Annotated in this window: 14 protein-coding genes; 9 read left to right on the top strand and 5 right to left on the bottom strand. The window is 41.1% G+C overall.

Going from position 1 to position 17354, the window contains the following annotated elements; all coding sequences use genetic code 11:
• Together ACY2LT_RS07780 and recG are read left to right on the top strand one after the other, a co-directional pair.
• The gene (locus tag ACY2LT_RS07780; RefSeq protein WP_491814963.1) at positions 1-558 is read left to right on the top strand and encodes a manganese efflux pump MntP; all 558 of its coding nucleotides are present in this window, start codon (positions 1-3) and stop codon (positions 556-558) included.
• On the top strand, positions 559-2769 hold the full coding sequence (gene recG, locus ACY2LT_RS07775) for an ATP-dependent DNA helicase RecG (RefSeq protein ID WP_491814962.1): 2211 nt from the start codon (positions 559-561) through the stop codon (positions 2767-2769).
• Here recG and ACY2LT_RS07770 read toward each other — a convergent pair.
• From ACY2LT_RS07770 to ACY2LT_RS07760, 3 genes are all read right to left on the bottom strand, one after another.
• A complete protein-coding gene (locus ACY2LT_RS07770) occupies positions 2766-3374 on the bottom strand; it encodes a TrmH family RNA methyltransferase (RefSeq protein WP_491814961.1) in 609 nt (202 codons plus the stop codon). The genes recG and ACY2LT_RS07770 overlap by 4 nt on opposite strands.
• Before the next feature lie 287 nt (positions 3375-3661).
• Positions 3662-4216, bottom strand: coding sequence for a DJ-1 family glyoxalase III (locus ACY2LT_RS07765; protein WP_491814960.1), 555 nt, complete (start codon positions 4214-4216; stop codon positions 3662-3664).
• On the bottom strand, positions 4213-5142 hold the full coding sequence (locus ACY2LT_RS07760) for a phosphatidate cytidylyltransferase (protein ID WP_491814959.1): 930 nt from the start codon (positions 5140-5142) through the stop codon (positions 4213-4215). Before ACY2LT_RS07760 ends, ACY2LT_RS07765 begins: the two co-directional genes overlap by 4 nt.
• A gap of 201 nt (positions 5143-5343) precedes the next feature.
• Between ACY2LT_RS07760 and aspA the strand changes: the two genes are divergently transcribed.
• Positions 5344-7218 carry an aspartate ammonia-lyase gene (gene aspA, locus ACY2LT_RS07755; RefSeq protein ID WP_491814958.1) on the top strand — a complete coding sequence of 625 codons (1875 nt, stop codon included), beginning with the start codon at positions 5344-5346 and terminating at the stop codon, positions 7216-7218.
• 75 nt (positions 7219-7293) lie between these two features.
• Here the strand turns inward: aspA and ACY2LT_RS07750 are convergent, their stop codons facing one another.
• Positions 7294-7683, bottom strand: a complete 390-nt coding sequence (locus ACY2LT_RS07750) for a NifB/NifX family molybdenum-iron cluster-binding protein (RefSeq protein WP_491814957.1) — start codon at positions 7681-7683, stop codon at positions 7294-7296.
• A gap of 200 nt (positions 7684-7883) precedes the next feature.
• The gene (leuS, locus tag ACY2LT_RS07745) at positions 7884-10436 is read right to left on the bottom strand and encodes a leucine--tRNA ligase (RefSeq protein WP_491814956.1); all 2553 of its coding nucleotides are present in this window, start codon (positions 10434-10436) and stop codon (positions 7884-7886) included.
• A gap of 195 nt (positions 10437-10631) precedes the next feature.
• On the opposite strand from leuS, the gene mnmE reads away from it, so the two are divergent.
• From mnmE to ACY2LT_RS07715, 6 genes are read left to right on the top strand one after another with little or no spacing between them, the layout of a single operon-like run.
• Positions 10632-11966 carry a tRNA uridine-5-carboxymethylaminomethyl(34) synthesis GTPase MnmE gene (gene mnmE, locus ACY2LT_RS07740; protein ID WP_491814955.1) on the top strand — a complete coding sequence of 445 codons (1335 nt, stop codon included), beginning with the start codon at positions 10632-10634 and terminating at the stop codon, positions 11964-11966.
• A complete protein-coding gene (gene mnmG, locus ACY2LT_RS07735) occupies positions 11966-13846 on the top strand; it encodes a tRNA uridine-5-carboxymethylaminomethyl(34) synthesis enzyme MnmG (RefSeq protein ID WP_491814954.1) in 1881 nt (626 codons plus the stop codon). The genes mnmE and mnmG overlap by 1 nt, the downstream gene beginning before the upstream one ends.
• Positions 13847-13850: 4 nt before the next feature.
• Positions 13851-14738 (top strand): sugar nucleotide-binding protein, encoded by an 888-nt coding sequence (locus ACY2LT_RS07730; protein ID WP_491814953.1) that lies wholly within the window; start codon positions 13851-13853, stop codon positions 14736-14738.
• An 18-nt stretch (positions 14739-14756) separates the two neighbouring features.
• Positions 14757-15749 carry a D-glycero-beta-D-manno-heptose-7-phosphate kinase gene (gene rfaE1, locus ACY2LT_RS07725; protein WP_491814952.1) on the top strand — a complete coding sequence of 331 codons (993 nt, stop codon included), beginning with the start codon at positions 14757-14759 and terminating at the stop codon, positions 15747-15749.
• A 1-nt stretch (position 15750) separates the two neighbouring features.
• On the top strand, positions 15751-16224 hold the full coding sequence (gene rfaE2 / locus ACY2LT_RS07720) for a D-glycero-beta-D-manno-heptose 1-phosphate adenylyltransferase (protein WP_491814951.1): 474 nt from the start codon (positions 15751-15753) through the stop codon (positions 16222-16224).
• Positions 16214-17038: a glutaminyl-peptide cyclotransferase gene (locus ACY2LT_RS07715; protein ID WP_491814949.1), complete on the top strand. Its 825-nt coding sequence runs from the start codon at positions 16214-16216 to the stop codon at positions 17036-17038. The genes rfaE2 and ACY2LT_RS07715 overlap by 11 nt, the downstream gene beginning before the upstream one ends.
• Positions 17039-17354: the final 316 nt, after the last annotated feature.

Genomic DNA, 17354 nt, shown 5'->3' with positions numbered 1-17354 from the left:
ATGACTTTGCTCGAGATATTTTTTCTATCGTTTGTGCTGGGATTGGATGCGTTTAGCGTTGCTATTGCTGCGGGAGCGTTTTTTCGCAAAGCCACAAAGCGACAAAAATTCCGCCTTTCTTTCCATTTCGGTTTTTTCCAGTTTATTATGCCTTTGGTGGGCTGGGCAATCGGAATAAACGTTTTAAAATTTATCGAAAAATATGACCATTGGGTAGTATGTGCAATTCTCGTTGCACTTGGGCTTAAAATGATTTGGGAAGGCAGGAAGGTAAGCAGTGAAGTAATCAGCAAAGATATTTCTAAAGGTTTTTATTTAATTACGCTTGCAATTGCAACAAGTTTGGATGCACTCGCTATTGGTTTCAGCCTTGCATTGCTGAATGTGCATATATTTTTCGTCAGTCTGATTATCGGAATTGTTGCTGCTGCAATGACGCTGATTGGCATAAGGATTGGCGAACGCACTTCTTCAATATTCAACACAAAAGCCTTTATTTTTGGCGGAATTATTCTTATTTTGCTCGGAGTTAAAATTTTGTTTGAGCATTTGCTATAAATGAAAAAAGAGCAGATTTCAGATTTGCAATATCTCAAAGGTGTTGGTCCGAAGCGGGCAAAAGCACTAAACGAAAGCGGAATAATAACTATCAGGGATTTAGTTTATTATTTCCCTCGTTCGTATATAGCACGCGACGAAGCGAAAACGATAAACCAGATTTTTCGTGAAATTGCAGAAACGCAGAACTCCCAATCCCAACAAATTTTCGATTTCACCCTGCAAAAAGAATACACCTTGATTTGCAAAATAACAATGAAGCAAGTGCGGCAATTTTCCCGCAAAAAGCTCCTGCAACTTACAATCTACGACGGTTCTTCCCGATATGGCAGAATAAATTTCTGGAACAGAATAGAATTTTTCGAGAAAATTTATCAGTCGGGACAGTATATTGTGGTTTCGGGAGTTCCGGAAATCGACTATTCTGTGCTTACGTTTACTCACCCGGAGATTGAAATAATCGAACCTGACGAAATGGAAAACTTTCAGAAAGGAGCAATACTGCCAAAATACAGAATATCGGATGCAATGCGGCGGGCAGGCATAACGATGAACCAGTTACGCTCAATTATACGCAATGCAATTGCGAATTTCAAAGAGTTTGAGGAAAGTTTGCCACAGAAGTATTTAGATATGCTTAAATTCCCTTCGGTATATGACACAATCCGGGCTTTGCATTTTCCAAAATCGCCAGATGAATTATCTGCTGCACGTTACAGAATAAAATTCGAGGAATTTTTCTTCTACCAGCTACTGCTCACTTTGAACAAAAAGAAAATTCAAACAACGGAGCGAGGCGTTACAATTCCGGCGAAAAGCAATTTGGCGCGAACGCTCTATGCCTCATTGCCGTTTAGTCTGACAAACGCACAAAAGCGGGTAATACGTGAGATTTGCGATGATTTCGGGTCAGCTCGCCCGATGAATCGCTTGCTTCAGGGAGATGTAGGTTCGGGGAAAACTATTGTAGCACTGCTTACGATGCTTATTGCAATTGATGCCGGCTATCAGGTGGCAATTATGGCACCAACTGAAATATTGGCAGAACAGCACTTTCTTTCGTTCAAAAAATTTATTGAAAATGCTAAGTTAGATATTGAAATAGTTCAGGTGGTTAGCGGGCAGAAAGCGTCTTTGCGGCGAAAAGTTTTCGATGATATTGCTACGGGGAGAGCAAAAATTATTGTAGGCACTCACGCACTTTTCCAGAACGATATTCCTTTTAATAAACTTGCGTATGTTATAATCGACGAGCAGCACCGATTTGGCGTAAGCCAACGAGCAGAACTTATCGAAATTGCCAGAAAATCGCTTGGCGACGAAAACTTAAGTCCGCACATTCTTGTTATGTCGGCAACTCCGATACCTCGCACTCTTACTATGACTGCCTACGGAGAACTTGATGTTTCTATCATCAACGAACTGCCCAAGAATCGCAAACCAATTTTAACGAAAGTTGCTTTCGACGACACACGGGATGAAATTTATTCATTCATCCGAAGTGAAATCAAAAATGGACGTCAGGCGTATATTGTTTATCCACTGGTGGAGAAATCCGAGAAATTAGAACTGAAGGCAGCAACAGAACATTTTGAATTTATCCAAAGAGAGGTTTTTTCTGAATTCGCGTGTGGTTTGCTTCACGGTCAGATGTTCTGGTATGAAAAGGAAGAAGCAATGCAAAAATTTGCTGGCGGGGAGTTTCAGATACTTGTTGCAACGACAGTAATCGAGGTTGGAATTGATGTTCCGAACGCAACTATTATGCTAATCGAGGATGCCGAGCGATTCGGACTGTCGCAATTGCACCAGTTGCGTGGGCGTGTCGGTCGCGGTAGCGAGCAATCTTACTGCATATTGCTAACAAAAGATAAATTTAAAAGTAAGATGAAAAATATAGACGAAAACGAGCGACTTGCGGCGCTTGTGCGTTTGCGGACAATGGAGAGGACAAACAACGGTTTTGAAATTGCGGAAGTGGATTTGAAACTGCGTGGTCCGGGCGATATTCTTGGCAAGCGGCAATCGGGATTGCCAGAATTTAAATATGCTGATTTAGTCGAAGACCGCGAGATACTCGAAGCGGCTCGTTCTTTTACAGCAAAGATTATTGAGGACGACCCAAATCTTTCGAAAAGCGAAAACAGCCTTTTGAAAAATCAGGTTGAACAAAAGTTCAGCTCGTCGGAGAACTTCTATGGTATTGCCTAACGCAGCAACCATTCTTTGATTTTCGCAACGAAAGCCTGCTCTTCGAATTGGCAGTGATCGTATTTGCCGGCAAGCAAGCGTTGGCGAAATGCTTCGTAGATGCTCACAGCACAAGCAACTGAAATATTGAGGCTCTGAATCATCCCAACCTGCGGGATAAGAAAATTGCCGTCGGCAAGCCCGACAGCCTCGTCGGAGACGCCCGAGTGCTCGTTGCCAAATACAAGAGCGACCTTTTGCGTCAAATCAAGTTCGTAGAGCGAAACGGCATCTTTTGCAAGATGAGTTGTATAAATTTTAAAACCTTGCTGACGCAGGAATTTGTAGCATTCCTCGATAGAGCGAAATTTAAGTGTTTCGACCCATTTTCTGGCACTTGCCGAGCTTGCTTCGCCGAGAGTAGGAAAGGGCTGTCCCGAATGATACACAAGGCATACGCTCGCAATACCGACTGCATCGCAGCTGCGCATCATAGCCGAAAGATTGTGGGGGTCGGAAATATTTTCAGCAACAACAGTCAAATCGAGCTGACGGCGGCTTAGAACGCCTGCAATTTTATTTACCCGTTGTTCAGTTCCAAATTTATAAGCTTCAGAAATATCCATAACCGTCAAATTCAAATTTCGCACATAAATCGTTTATATTGCAATTTTGCCCTCTGGACGATAAATTCATCGAAACCGTCCGAAAAAATTCAATAGCGGGCAAATATGAAGGTCGATTTTTTTGCATTCCAGGCAAAAAATTTTATAAAAAAATTGCGTTGTTGAATCGAATATTTTTTATTTATATTATTCACGATTTTCCAATTTACTAAATTCATAATCGCATAAATTAATCTTGTTAATTAAATTTTGTTTCTAAATATTCAGATTATTCAAAAACAATCAAATTAATTATCGTAGGTAATATCTTTTTTTATTTGTTCAGCGGTATCCTTGCTGAGCAGTAGTTCGATTATTTTCAGAGCAAAGTCAATACTTGTGCCGGCGCCGCGACTTGTGATGAAACGCTCGTGGACAACAACCGCGGACTGGGAGTAATTATATTCGACCAGCATTTCGCGCACCGAAGGGTGGGCAGCAACAGGAGAACCTTTTGGCAGCAGCTTGTGTTGGGTTAGTATGGTAGGAGCGGCACAAATAGCACCAATCCACCCGCCCCGTTCATAATGTTTGCGAAGGAGCTTTTCTAATTTTTCGTTGTTCAGCAGGTTCAAAGTGCCGGTGCGTCCGCCCGGAAGAATGATAATATCGAATTCTACGTCGCTATTGAGTTGCTCTATCAGTAAATCAGGAATAATTTTTACACCGCGCGAGCAAGTAATAATCTCGTTTTCACCAGCAATTTTAACGTTGAAATTAGCACGCCGCAACAAATCTGCAGGGGCAATTGCTTCAATTTCTTCAGTTCCCTGAGCTATAGTTATTAATGCTGTTCTACTCATATTCCCAAATCAAAAAATATAACAAAACACAAGTAAATAAAGTAAGACGGAGAAACAAACAAAATACTGTCGAACCTATCGAGCGCACCACCGTGACCGGGCAGAATGTTTGAGCTATCCTTGACTCCGGCGTCGCGTTTAAGCATAGATTCGGCTAAATCGCCATACTGACCTAACACCCCGACAATAGCACCCCCAGCAATAAAATGCACTACCGGGATTTCCGGCAAAAACAATTTTCCAAGTCCTATAAACGACAAAATTGCGAACACGAAACCTGCGATAGCTCCCTCGATAGTTTTTTTGGGGCTTATTCGCTCGAAAAGTTTGTGCTTGCCAATTGCTTTGCCAATAAAATATGCAGCACTATCGCACACCCAGATAGAACCGAGCAAAGTAATAATAAGGTAAGCCCATCTATCGGGCGGAATTTTCAGCAACATCGAAAGAAGAGTGAAATCACGCCCAAAAGCGTATGATTTTGCGTGAGTATCGAACAAATACAGGAAATAATTAAATTCCCGCAGAATGTAGAATGTTATAAAAAATATTGATATATAGGACATTCCAAGAATTGTTACAGCTGCATTTGCAATTTTATTCGGGTTCTTTGAATACATTTCGCAAATCAGAGTAATCATAACAAAAATCAGGTAAATCAAGATAGCCGACATAAACGGACTGAGATTGCTAATACGGCTAAACTGAATAAAGAACACCGACTGAATGATAATTCCGAAAATCGCACCATTAATATTGTGTGGAGCAAACCCTTTCTTTTCTGCAAGAGAATAGAACTCTAACAACGAAAGCAAAGAAACAACCGAAATAGTAATAAAAAACGGGAACCCTCCTGTTACAATGATAAATAAGGCAAACGGTATTCCAATTGCAGCGACAAGAACCCTTTTAGTCAATTCATTCATAATCAGGCAACACAATTATTGGTAAAAATTCAAACCTATTTCTTATCCGATAAATTTTTATCGGTAAATTCAAATATAATCAAAAATTATTATAAATATAAACGTCAATCAATAATAATTTCGTAAATATATTGAAAATTTATTGAAAAAAAACAATAAATACTTAAATTTGCTAAATTTTCAGTTTAATTGGAGAATGCTATGAAAGTTGAAGACATTCAGAAGTATATCAAGGACATAGAGTTATTCAAAGACCTCAGCGACGAAGAAATATCAATGATAGCTGCAAAAGCCGAAATCAGAAAGATCAAAAAAGGCGAAAAGCTATTCGAGGAAAATGCACCACGCACACATTTGTATATGATAGCCGACGGAGAAATTGAGCTTGTTAAAAGCACAACGTTCGGAAGTGAGAAAATCCTGACAGTTTTCACAAAATACGATTTTTTGGGCGAAGGAGCGTTGATGGACGACTATCCGCATTCTACATCGGCAAGAGCTTCGGTGGATAGCGTAATCATACAGCTTCACCGCGAGAAGCTAAACGAGCTGATGCAGTCGCAGGCTCAGGCAGTAGTGAAAATTCTCTCGCGAGTAGCAAGAGTGATTTCCCGCCGTATGCGTCAAACTACAAACCAGGTGGCAGATGCAGCTGCCCAGTATATTTCCGGACGCACACGCCGCGAACACGACTTGCTTGGGTGGCGTGAAGTGCCGTATGAATTTTATTATGGTATTCAAACACTTCGCGGATACGAAAATTTCAATATTACAGGTGTGGCTATTTCGCATTATCCATTGCTGATAAAGGCACTTGCCCAAGTGAAACTTGCCGCTGCAAAAGCAAATTTTGCTCTTGGATTGCTCCCTCCACGTATGGCAGAAGCGATATTCGAAGCTTGCGAAGAAATTATTCATGGAAAATGGCACACTCATTTTATTGTAGATGTTATACAGGGTGGTGCCGGAACTTCAACAAATATGAATGCCAACGAAGTAATTGCAAACCGTGCTCTTGAAATAATGGGCTATGAACGAGGCGACTACGAGCATTGCCATCCGAACAACCATATTAATCTTTCGCAATCGACAAACGACGCATACCCAACAGCATTGAACATTGCTATTATTTACGAAAGCCAAAATTTAGTAGAAGCACTCAAAGAGCTTATTGCTTCGTTCCGAAACAAGTCGAAAGAGTTTTCGCAAGTAATCAAAATGGGACGAACTCAGTTGCAGGATGCTGTTCCAATGACGCTCGGACAAGAATTTGGAGCATTTGCTGACACTCTGGAAGAAGAAATTCAACGTCTCGAAGCAAACGCCCGTTTGCTACTCGAAGTGAATATGGGCGGAACAGCAATTGGAACAGGTATAAATGCAGACCCGAAATTCCGCGAGACAGTAATTCAATATCTGTGGGAAATAACAGGTTTGCCGGTGAAATCTGCATCAAACTTAGTAGAAGCAACGCAGGACACCGGTGCATTTGTTATTTTCTCTTCAGCAGTAAAACGCCTTGCAATAAAATTATCGAAAATTTGCAACGATTTGCGTCTGTTGAGCTCGGGTCCACGTGCCGGACTTAATGAAATCAACCTGCCACCAATGCAACCGGGCTCGTCAATTATGCCGGGCAAAGTAAATCCTGTTATTCCGGAAGTTGTCAATCAAATTGCCTTCAAAGTGATAGGCAACGACCTGACGGTAACTATGGCAGCCGAAGCCGGGCAGTTGCAGTTGAACGTTATGGAGCCTGTAATTGCTTTGAGCATATTTGAATCAATGGAAATGCTTATAAATGGTATAAAAACACTGAAATTACGTTGTATTGACGGCATTACCGCAAATGTGGAAAGATGCCGGGCTTACGTAGAAAACAGTATCGGACTTGTTACCGCACTTAATCCTTATATTGGGTATGAGGCAAGTTCTGCTCTTGCAAAAGAGGCACTCGAAACAAATCGGGGAATATACGAACTCGTTTTAGAGAAAAACTTACTCACAAAAGAGCAACTCGACGAAATTCTTTCCCCAGAAAATATGATTGAACCTAAACCATTGAAAAAAAGATAGTTAAAATTTATCGAATATACATAAAAACAAGAGGCTGCTTTCCACTGAGCAGCCTTTTTGTTAATTATCGCATTATTAATTATTGCAAATGTGATGATGTCCGCCATTATGGTGATGTTCGTGTTTCTGACAAACCGAACCATCATCACGCACCAGACCTTCAACAAATTGCTTAACAATTTCCGATGAATTGCCGGAGCAACCTCGAACAACTTCAATACCGGCGCTATTGAGAACGTTAATTGCTCCGCTACCAATTCCACCGGCAAGCATAACCGAAACTCCGCTTTGTGCTAATGTAACAGCAATGTTTGATTTGCATCCGCAAACTTGCTCTGACTTAATTCTTTGAATTTCAACAATTTCATTGTTGTCCGAAATAGTGTAAACGTTGTAGAACTCGCAATGTCCAAAATGTTCGTCAATCTGGTCATCGCTTGTTACAGGAACAGCAATCTTTTTCATTCTTTTCTCCAATATTTAATTCGAAAAAAATTCAAATACATTTGAAAAATTAAAAAATGCTTTTAATTTAGCAAAGCCTAAAAATTAATATTTTTAAATTTCTCAATTATTAAAAATTAAAAAGGGAAATTTGTTTAAACCTGCACAAATTTCCCATATTTTCAACTATTTATCAGATATTTGTTAAGCTAAGCGGCAGCTTAGACAATAATATTAATAAGCTTATTCGGAACAAAAATAACCTTACGAATTGGCTTGCCATCAACGTATTTCTGCACTTGTTCGTTTGCGAGAGCAATTTGCTTAACTTCTTCTTCCGTTGCGTCGAGTTTGATTTGCAGGCGAGCTCTAATTTTGCTGCACACCTGAACAACGAACTCGATTGTCTGACGCACGGTTTTGGCTTCGTCGAACTCGGGCCACCCGGCAAAGACAACGCTTTCGGTTTCGCCCAGACGTTGCCATAATTCTTCGGAGATGTGCGGAGCAAACGGAGCAAGGCAAAGAACGAATTTTTTCATAGCATCTTTTGGTTTCGTTTCGTATTTGTAGAATTCATTGACAAATATCATCATTTGAGCGATAGCTGTATTGAAACTAAGGTTTTCAATATCTTCCTGCACTTTTTTGATAGTGTAGTTCAGCACGTATTCCTGCTCGTCGTTGAGCGGAGCATCGACCACATTAGGCGAAAGGTTGGCGTCGTCGTCGAGAATCATTCTCCAGACACGATTAAGGAAGCGGTTTACACCTTCGATACCTTTGGAAGACCAGGGTTTGGAAGCTTCGAGCGGACCGAGAAACATTTCGAACAAACGGAGAGAATCGGCACCGTATTCGTTAATTACTTCATCCGGATTAATCACGTTGCCGAGCGATTTAGACATTTTGCGACCATCTTCGCCAAGGATTAATCCCTGGTGGAAGAGCTTTTTGAATGGTTCCGGAGTGGACACATAGCCGTAGTCGTAAAGGACTTTGTGCCAGAACCGTGCATAAAGCAAGTGCAGCACAGCGTGTTCGGCACCACCAACATAAAGATCAACTCCATCGGGCATCATCCAGTATTGTTCTTTTTCTTTCGAGCAGAAGAATTCATTGTTGTTTGGGTCAATGTAACGCAGGTAATACCAGCAGGAGCCAGCCCACTGAGGCATTGTGTTTGTTTCGTAGCGGGCGCGTTTTCCGGTTTTCTTGTCCACGAAATCAACCCATTCGGGGACGTTGGCAAGTGGTGATTCGCCGGTGCCGGCGGGTTTGAAATCTTTTACATCGGGCAGCAGCAATGGCAATTCGTCGGGGTCTAAGGCTCGCTTTGTTCCATCTTCGAAAAACATAATAGGGATAGGTTCGCCCCAGTAACGTTGCCGGGAGAAGAGCCAATCACGCAATTTATATTGCACTTTGCGTTGTCCGATTCCTTTATTTTCGATCCAATTTATTATTCGTTCGATTGCTTCGCGAGTCGGAACGCCATTGAGCGATACTTCCTGATTTTCGGAATTTACCCCAATTCCATCGTAAGAGACAAAGGCTTCTTTTTCTACATCGATTCGTGAACCATCAGCGGGGGCAACTACCTGAACAACAGGCAATCCGAATTGACGGGCGAATTCGTTGTCGCGAGTATCGTGTCCGGGCACAGCCATTATTGCACCGGTTCCGTAGTGAGCAAGCACATAATCAGCAATCCATATAGGAATACGTTTGCCGTTGGCAGGATTAACAGCATAGCCGCCGGTTGGAACGCCGGTTTTTTCTTTGGAAAGTTCAGTGCGTTCGAGGTCGCTTTTCTCGGCGGCCTGCTTAATGTATTGCTCGACCTGGTTGCGGTATTCGTCGGTTGTAAGCTCAGGGACAAGCTCGTGTTCGGGAGCAAGCACCAGATAGGTAGCACCGAAAATTGTATCGGGACGAGTAGTGAACACAGTAATATGTTTGTCGGATGAATCTATTTTGAAGTTAATCAAAGCACCTTCGCTTTTGCCAATCCAGTTTTTCTGCATTTCTTTTGTTGAGTGGGGCCAATCGACAAGCTCTAAGTCTGCAAGCAATCGTTCGGCGTATTCGGTGATGCGAATCATCCATTGACGCATAGGACGGCGTTCCACAGTGTAGCCTTTTTCTTTCCACTCGTCCACTTCTTCGTTGGCAAGCACAGTGCCAAGCTCGGCACACCAATTAACAGGAATCATTGCAATATAAGCAAGACGATGACGGTCGCGGTATTCTTCGATTTCGCGAGGGTCGGTGATGCTGTCGGGAATAGGCAATTCAGAGATTGGGCGAGCTTTATTCAGTTCTTTGTCGAAGTATGAGTTGTAGATAAGCAGAAACATCCATTGCGTCCATTTGTAATAATTCGGGTCGGTAGTATTGATACATCTGGACCAATCGTAGCCGAGCCCAATCATATTAAGCTGTCGTTTGAAATTTTCTATGTTTTTTTCAGTTGCAACAACCGGGTGGATGCCAGTAGTCATCGAATAGCGTTCAGTAGGCAAACCAAAGGCATCGAAACCCATCGGATGCAGCACCGAAAATCCCTTCATACGCTTGTAGCGGGCGATAATGTCGGTGGCTGTGTAGCCTTCGGGGTGCCCGATGTGGAGCCCGGCACCGCTCGGATAGGGGAACATATCGAGGATATAGTATTTGGGATTATTTTTGTTTTCGACAACTTTATTTACATTATTTTCCTGCCAGAATTTTTGCCATTTTTGTTCAATTTCTTTAAAAGGATAACCAGCCATAGTAATATTATATTATTTATTTAACAAATATAAAAAACAAAAATAACGATTTTTTTCAAATCTAAATGAAATATAATAGATTTAGCCGATAAATAATATTGTTTGTTGTGTAGAACAATATAGGAACAGAAGTATATCAATATAAAACAAATAAAGAAATTAACCGTCTTTAGAAAGTTATATTTGAGAAGAGAAATGGCATCAACAATTGTAGCTCTTGCAACACCGCCGGGAATAGGCGGGTTGGCTGTAATCAGGATTTCAGGTGAGAAATCATTTGAGATTGTCGATAGAATTTTCTCCGGACGCACAAAGGCACAGGACGCCGGGAGCCACACGATACATTACGGCAAAATCTACCGCGGCGAAGAAATCGTGGATACTGTAACCGTTTCTGTTTTTCGAAAGCCGAATTCCTACACGGGCGAAGATGTAGCCGAAATCAGCTGTCACGGCGGTATGATAGTGGCAAACGAAATAATCGACCTATGCATAGAAAACGGAGCCGAAATAGCAAAGCCGGGAGAATTCACCAGACGCGCTTTTATTAACGGCAAGTTAGACCTATCGCAAGTGGAGGCTGTTGCCGATATTATTCATTCCACTACACGGCTGGCGGCACAAACAGCCTCGCGGCAGCTCGTTGGAAATTTCAAAAAGCGACTTGACGAAATTATTCAAAATCTGATGAATATTGCTGGTTTGCTCGAACTGGAACTGGATTTTGCGGAAGAAGAAATAGAGTTGGTAGAAAAGCACCAGATTATTGAAAGAATCGGGCAGGTTGTGCAATATTGCTCTTCGCTTGCATTGTCCCACCGGAGTGCCGAAATATTGAGAAATGGATTTTATGTTGGGATAGCCGGATTTCCGAATTCCGGGAAATCAACTCTGTTCAATACATTATTGCAAAAGCACCGTGCGATTGTGAGCCCAATACCGGGCACTACGCGCGACTATATTGAAGAATCGCTTTATATAGGCGATATTCACGTCAGGCTTGTGGATACAGCCGGAGTTCGTTCTTCCGATGATATAATTGAAGTGGAAGGTATTCGCCTTGTAGAGAATGTGTTGCAGATGTCGGATTTAATTCTGGTGATAAACGACGCAACGAAAGGCATAAACCATTCTGATGAATTAGCCGAAGGAATACGCCGGAAGCATCCCGACAGAGAAGTGGTGGTTGTGCAGAACAAAGTTGATTTGTTGGAGGGTGTCAGGGTAGAGGGCATATCTGCAAAACACAATTTAGGTATAGAAAATTTAAAATCACTGATTGCCGGGAAGGCGAAAGTATCTTTTCCGAGAGAGCAGGACGCTTTGATAAACCAAAGACAAGCAAAACTGCTTGCGGAAGCGGCAGGCATTCTGCAAAATTCAATCGAATCGATAAAATCCGGCTTCGACAACGTTGCCATAGCAATTGATATTCGTCAGGCAGCCGAAAAGTTGGGCGAAATCACAGGCAAGAAATGGAGCGAAGACGTTTTAAATCAAATTTTTTCTAATTTCTGTATTGGTAAATAATGTTCCACGTGAAACATAGAGACAATAAATTTGATATAATCGTAGTTGGTGGCGGGCACGCAGGCATAGAGGCTTCGTTTGTTGCTGCCAATATGGGTGCATCGGTGGCACTTGTAACAATGAACCTGCACACAATCGGGCGCCCATCGTGCAATCCGTCCATCGGTGGCACTGCCAAAGGGCACCTTGTGAAGGAAATTGATGCCTTAGGCGGAGCAATGGGAGTGCTTGCCGACAGAGGCGGGCTTCTCTTTAAAATGCTGAACCGTTCGAAAGGTCCGGCGGTGTGGTCGCCCCGCACTCAAATCGACAAAGACCTATACCCAAAATACGCTCTTGAATTGCTGATTAAGCAACCGAATTTAACTTTGATAAAAGACACTGTTGATGAAATCATTGTTGAGAATAATAAAATAGCCGGAATAAAAACAAAATCTAATGAATACCTCAGAGCAAAAGCCGTTATTCTGTGCGCCGGAACATTTCTCAATGGCAAAATGTTCACCGGTTTGGATGTAACTTACGGCGGACGCTACGGTGAACCGGCTTCGGACCGTGTGTCTGATTTGCTGGCTGCGTATGGATTAGAAAAAGGCCGATTAAAAACAGGCACACCCCCACGAGTTCGCGCAAAATCAATTGATTTCAGCAAAACTGAATTAGCCGGTGGCGACGAACCTCCGGAACCGTTTTCTTATCGCACTCATAAGGTAAAAAACCGTCTGATGTGTTTCGCAACTTCCACAAATGAACACACTCACGAAATACTTAGAACGGGATTTTCGCGTTCTCCTATGTTTACAGGCAGAATAGAAGGCGTTGGACCTCGATATTGTCCCTCGATAGAGGATAAAATCGACCGCTTCGCAGAACGTCTGTCGCATAAAATTTTGCTTGAACCCGAAGGGCTACGGACAGAGAGTGTGTATGTGAACGGATTTTCTACGAGTTTGCCGCGTGATGTGCAGGAAAAAGGTTTGCGAACAATTCCCGGTCTGGAAAAATGCGAAATACTACGCTACGGTTATGCCATAGAATACGACTTTTTCTATCCTTATCAGCTGAAATACACCTTAGAGACAAAGGCAATTGACGGGCTGTTTTTTGCAGGGCAAATAAACGGAACTTCCGGTTATGAGGAAGCAGCAGCACAGGGCTTGGTTGCCGGAATTAATGCTGTTTTGAAAATAAGGGAAGAAGGCGAATTTATTTTGAGGCGTTCAGAAGCCTATATCGGGGTGCTTATAGACGACCTGATAAACAAGAATACAGAAGAGCCGTATCGGTTATTTACTTCGCTTGCCGAATACAGATTGCTTCTGCGTCAGGATAATGCCGCATACAGATTGATGAAATACGGCTATCAGTTCGGGCTTGTTTCACGTGAAACATTTGAACGTTTCCAGAGACAGGAAAATGCGGTGAAATATGCTTTTGAATTTTTCAAAAATAACAAGCTGAAACCTAACGAAGTGAATGAATATCTTATCTCGAACGGAGAAAATCCAATAAATGATGCTCAATCTATATTTATACTTGCAAAAAGAGAAAACACAGATATTGTTCAATTAGCACAAATTGCCAAAATCGAAGACGCAGTGGTGCGTAAAGTGCTTTCATCAGACAAATTGCTGGAGCAATTACGCACAGAAATTAAATACGATGGCTATATTGAACGTCAAAAACGCGAAATAGAATATTTTATGGAAAACGAAAACAAATACATTCCTGAAAGCATTGATTATTTTTCAATTCCTTCGCTATCGAACGAAGCAAAGGAAAAACTCAGCCGAATTCGTCCGCGTTCGCTTGGTCAGGCATCCCGTATCGCTGGTGTTTCGGCTGCTGATGTTTCAGTTCTATCAATTTATTTAAGATAAATATATGAAAATTGTTCTTATTCAACCGGACACTTTAATCGGCGAGGCTCTCGAAAATCTAATCCCACGCGAAACAAACGCTCAGCTGTGCCGTATAAATATTGCCCAGCCTCCTACTTATAATGAAGAATGGGAATACACTCTTGATTTTTCTGACAGAAAATTATTCCGGAAAACAATACTTTCGGAAAAGCCCGATATTATTATTAATCCATATATAATTACTAACAACAAAGACAATCTTACAAAAGAGCAAATCTGGAATATTAATGTAGATTTGAATGATTTTCTTATTACTACTGCAAAAATCGCAGACATCCACTACATTACATTTTCCAGCGAGCTTGTCTTTGATGGCAAACGTGGTCCTTATTCGGAGGACGACCTTGTTTGCCCAACCGATTATTTATCCAAAAGCCTTGTGGCAAGAGAAAATTCCTGCAAGCAGGACTTAAACCAGATTACACTTTTTCGCACTACAAAAGTATTCGGCTATTCAAGTTATGATAATTTAGATGAAGTATCCGAAATTTATGTATATTTGCAAACTGGAATTGATGTGGAAGTGCAAAACACGGTTTTATCGAACCCTGTTTGGAATAATGATGTTGCACGAGCTGTAATTAATGCTTTTGAGCGGAAAAAATTCGGATTATATAATTTAGGTGGTGCTGATTTCCTGACAGAAGAAGATAAAGTGAACCTGATTAGCAAAGTATTCGGAATAAGCGACGTCGATATTAACGCAGAAAATGCACCGGAAATTAAAAAACTCGGGCTTATCAATCTCAAAGCACAAACTGATTTGAGAATTGATTTCACAAAATACGAAAATGCTTTGCTGGTTATCAAATACAATATGGATACTAATTTCAGAATTATGTCTATTTGATATTGGAATATAAAATATATGCTTAATTTAACAGTAGATAGAGCAAAGGAAATAATTCAAAATATAGCTAACCGCAGAATAGCTGTAATCGGTGATGTAATGCTCGACAGATATTTCTGGGGAAGCGTATCGCGTATTTCGCCGGAAGCACCTGTTCCGGTTGTCGATCTGGAAAGCGAAACCTATCATCTCGGAGGAGCCGCAAATGTTGCTGCAAACTTGAAGTCGCTTGGTGCGTCGCCTTATCTATTTGGTGTAGTTGGTTGCGACAAATTTGCTGATGTCTTTATTGATATTTCCCAAAAAATCGGTATTGATCCTTCGGGACTATTTCAGGACAAGGATCGCCCGACCACACTCAAAACCCGTATCATAGGCAATAATCAGCAACTTTTGCGTTTGGATTTGGAAAAGCGTTCTACAATCGATAAATCTGCAATCAATTTCATAATTAACAAACTCGAAGAAACAGACGATTTTTCTGCAATCATATTCGAGGACTACAACAAAGGTGCTATAACTGCTGAACTTATTCATTCAGTAATAAACTTCGCAAAATCGAAATCAATACCTGTATTTGTAGACCCGAAATTCGCTAACTTCTTTGAATATAAAGAAGTTACACTTTTCAAGCCAAACAAACGTGAAGCAGAATTAGCCCTAAACCTCGAAATTAAGTCCGACGAGGCTCTCAACGAAGCCGGAAACTATTTGCTCGGAAAACTAAAAGCAGAAAACTTATTGATTACTCTTGGCTCGGAGGGAATGCGGCTGTTCAAAAGTAACGGCGAAATAAAATCAGTTCCGACGCGTGCCCGGAAAGTTGCCGACGTCTCTGGTGCAGGCGATACAGTGATAGCAACTCTTGCAGCTGCTTATTCTGCCGGGGCAACTATTGAAGAAGCCGCCACTATGGCAAACTTTGCCGCTGGTGTTGTGTGCGAGGAGCCGGGAATTGTTTCTGTTCAAATTGATAAATTAATAAATGCTGTAAAGATTTTTACTGAATAATATGATAGTTGAAAGAAAACAAATTTCAGAGCTTTGCGAGCAATTGCGGAATGAAGGCAAAAAGCTTGTTTTCACTAATGGTTGCTTCGATATTATTCACGCCGGACACGTTTATTATCTTACAGAGGCTAAAAAATTAGGCGATGTATTGATTGTCGGGCTGAATACAGACGATTCGGTGCGTCGGCTGAAGGGACATTCGCGACCAATAAACTGCGAGCAGGATAGGGCAGTGGTGCTAAATGCTTTGAAACCTGTTGATTACGTTGTTCTTTTCGATGAGGACACACCAATTGAACTTATTAAGCAAGTGCATCCGGATTTCCTTGTGAAAGGGGCAGACTACGAGCGTAAAAATATTGTTGGAGCCGACTTTGTGGAAAGCTACGGGGGGAGTGTTGCTACTATTGAATTTGTAGCAGGCAAATCTACAACAAATATTATTAATAAAATGAAAACGGGCGATGAAAATTAATACATTTTTTTTGATTATGATTGCATTTCTTGCTTCCTGCAAGCAAGAAACTAAAGAAAATGTGAAATTCCAATATCTTAATCAGGCAAACAGTGCAGAAACAGCTGACAGCACAATTTACTACACTGTTAAAATTATTCGTCAGTTTCCTCACAATCCGGAGTTCTACACGCAAGGACTTCTTTATTACGATGGCTTTATCTACGAAAGCACAGGCGGGTATGGACATTCTGCACTTTACAAAATTGACCCACAGAGCGGAAAAGTGATTGCCAAAACTTCCGTTCCAAATGATAAATTTGCGGAAGGAATTGCTCTCTGGAAAAACAAAATTTATCAACTTACCTGGCAGGAAAACACTTGCTATGTGTACGACGCAAAGTCTCTCAGATTAGAACGTGCTTACCGATATAACGGCGAGGGCTGGGGACTTGCCTGCGATGGAGAACGTTTTATAATGTCTGACGGTTCTTTCGTGCTTAAATACATTAATCCGCAAGATTTTTCGACTATAAGCACCAAACAGGTGCATTATTTGAACGGGCGTCAGGTGTATAACATAAATGAGCTGGAGCTCGACGACCAGGGCTTCCTTTATGCAAATATCTGGCAGGAAGATAAAATCGTAAAAATAGACACAGCTTCGGGCAAAGCTGTGGGAATTATTGATATTTCTCCGTTGCGTGAAATAGTTGTTCGTGGAGGTTCGCCCGAAGTATCTAACGGAATAGTTTTTATTCCGGCGAGCCGCACATTTATTCTTACAGGTAAATATTGGAACAGCTATTTCGAAGTTGAATTTGTAAAAAAATAGATACTATAATCTCTCTTCATTTTCAGAAATTTTAATTATTCAAATCGGACAGAAATTGTTGTTTACTATAAAGAAACAATGTTGGTAAGATTTCTATTAATATTATTATATATTTATGTATATCTTTAATAATTATAATAATGTGTGTGGAAAAGTTAAAAAAAAATGCTTGACAAGCGATTAAAACTTTGAAATAATAAGAATTAGAAATTTGCAAATTATTGTTGGTAATGTATAAAACCTGCGAACTTATTAACAAAATATTCACAAAAAAATATAGTTGTGTGAAAAAAAAATACTTGGACTAAATAAATTG

The organism is Eximiradius proteiniborus (assembly GCF_058546985.1).
Note: the sequence above shows the minus strand (reverse complement) of the source record. Positions and strands in the feature narration are given on the sequence as shown.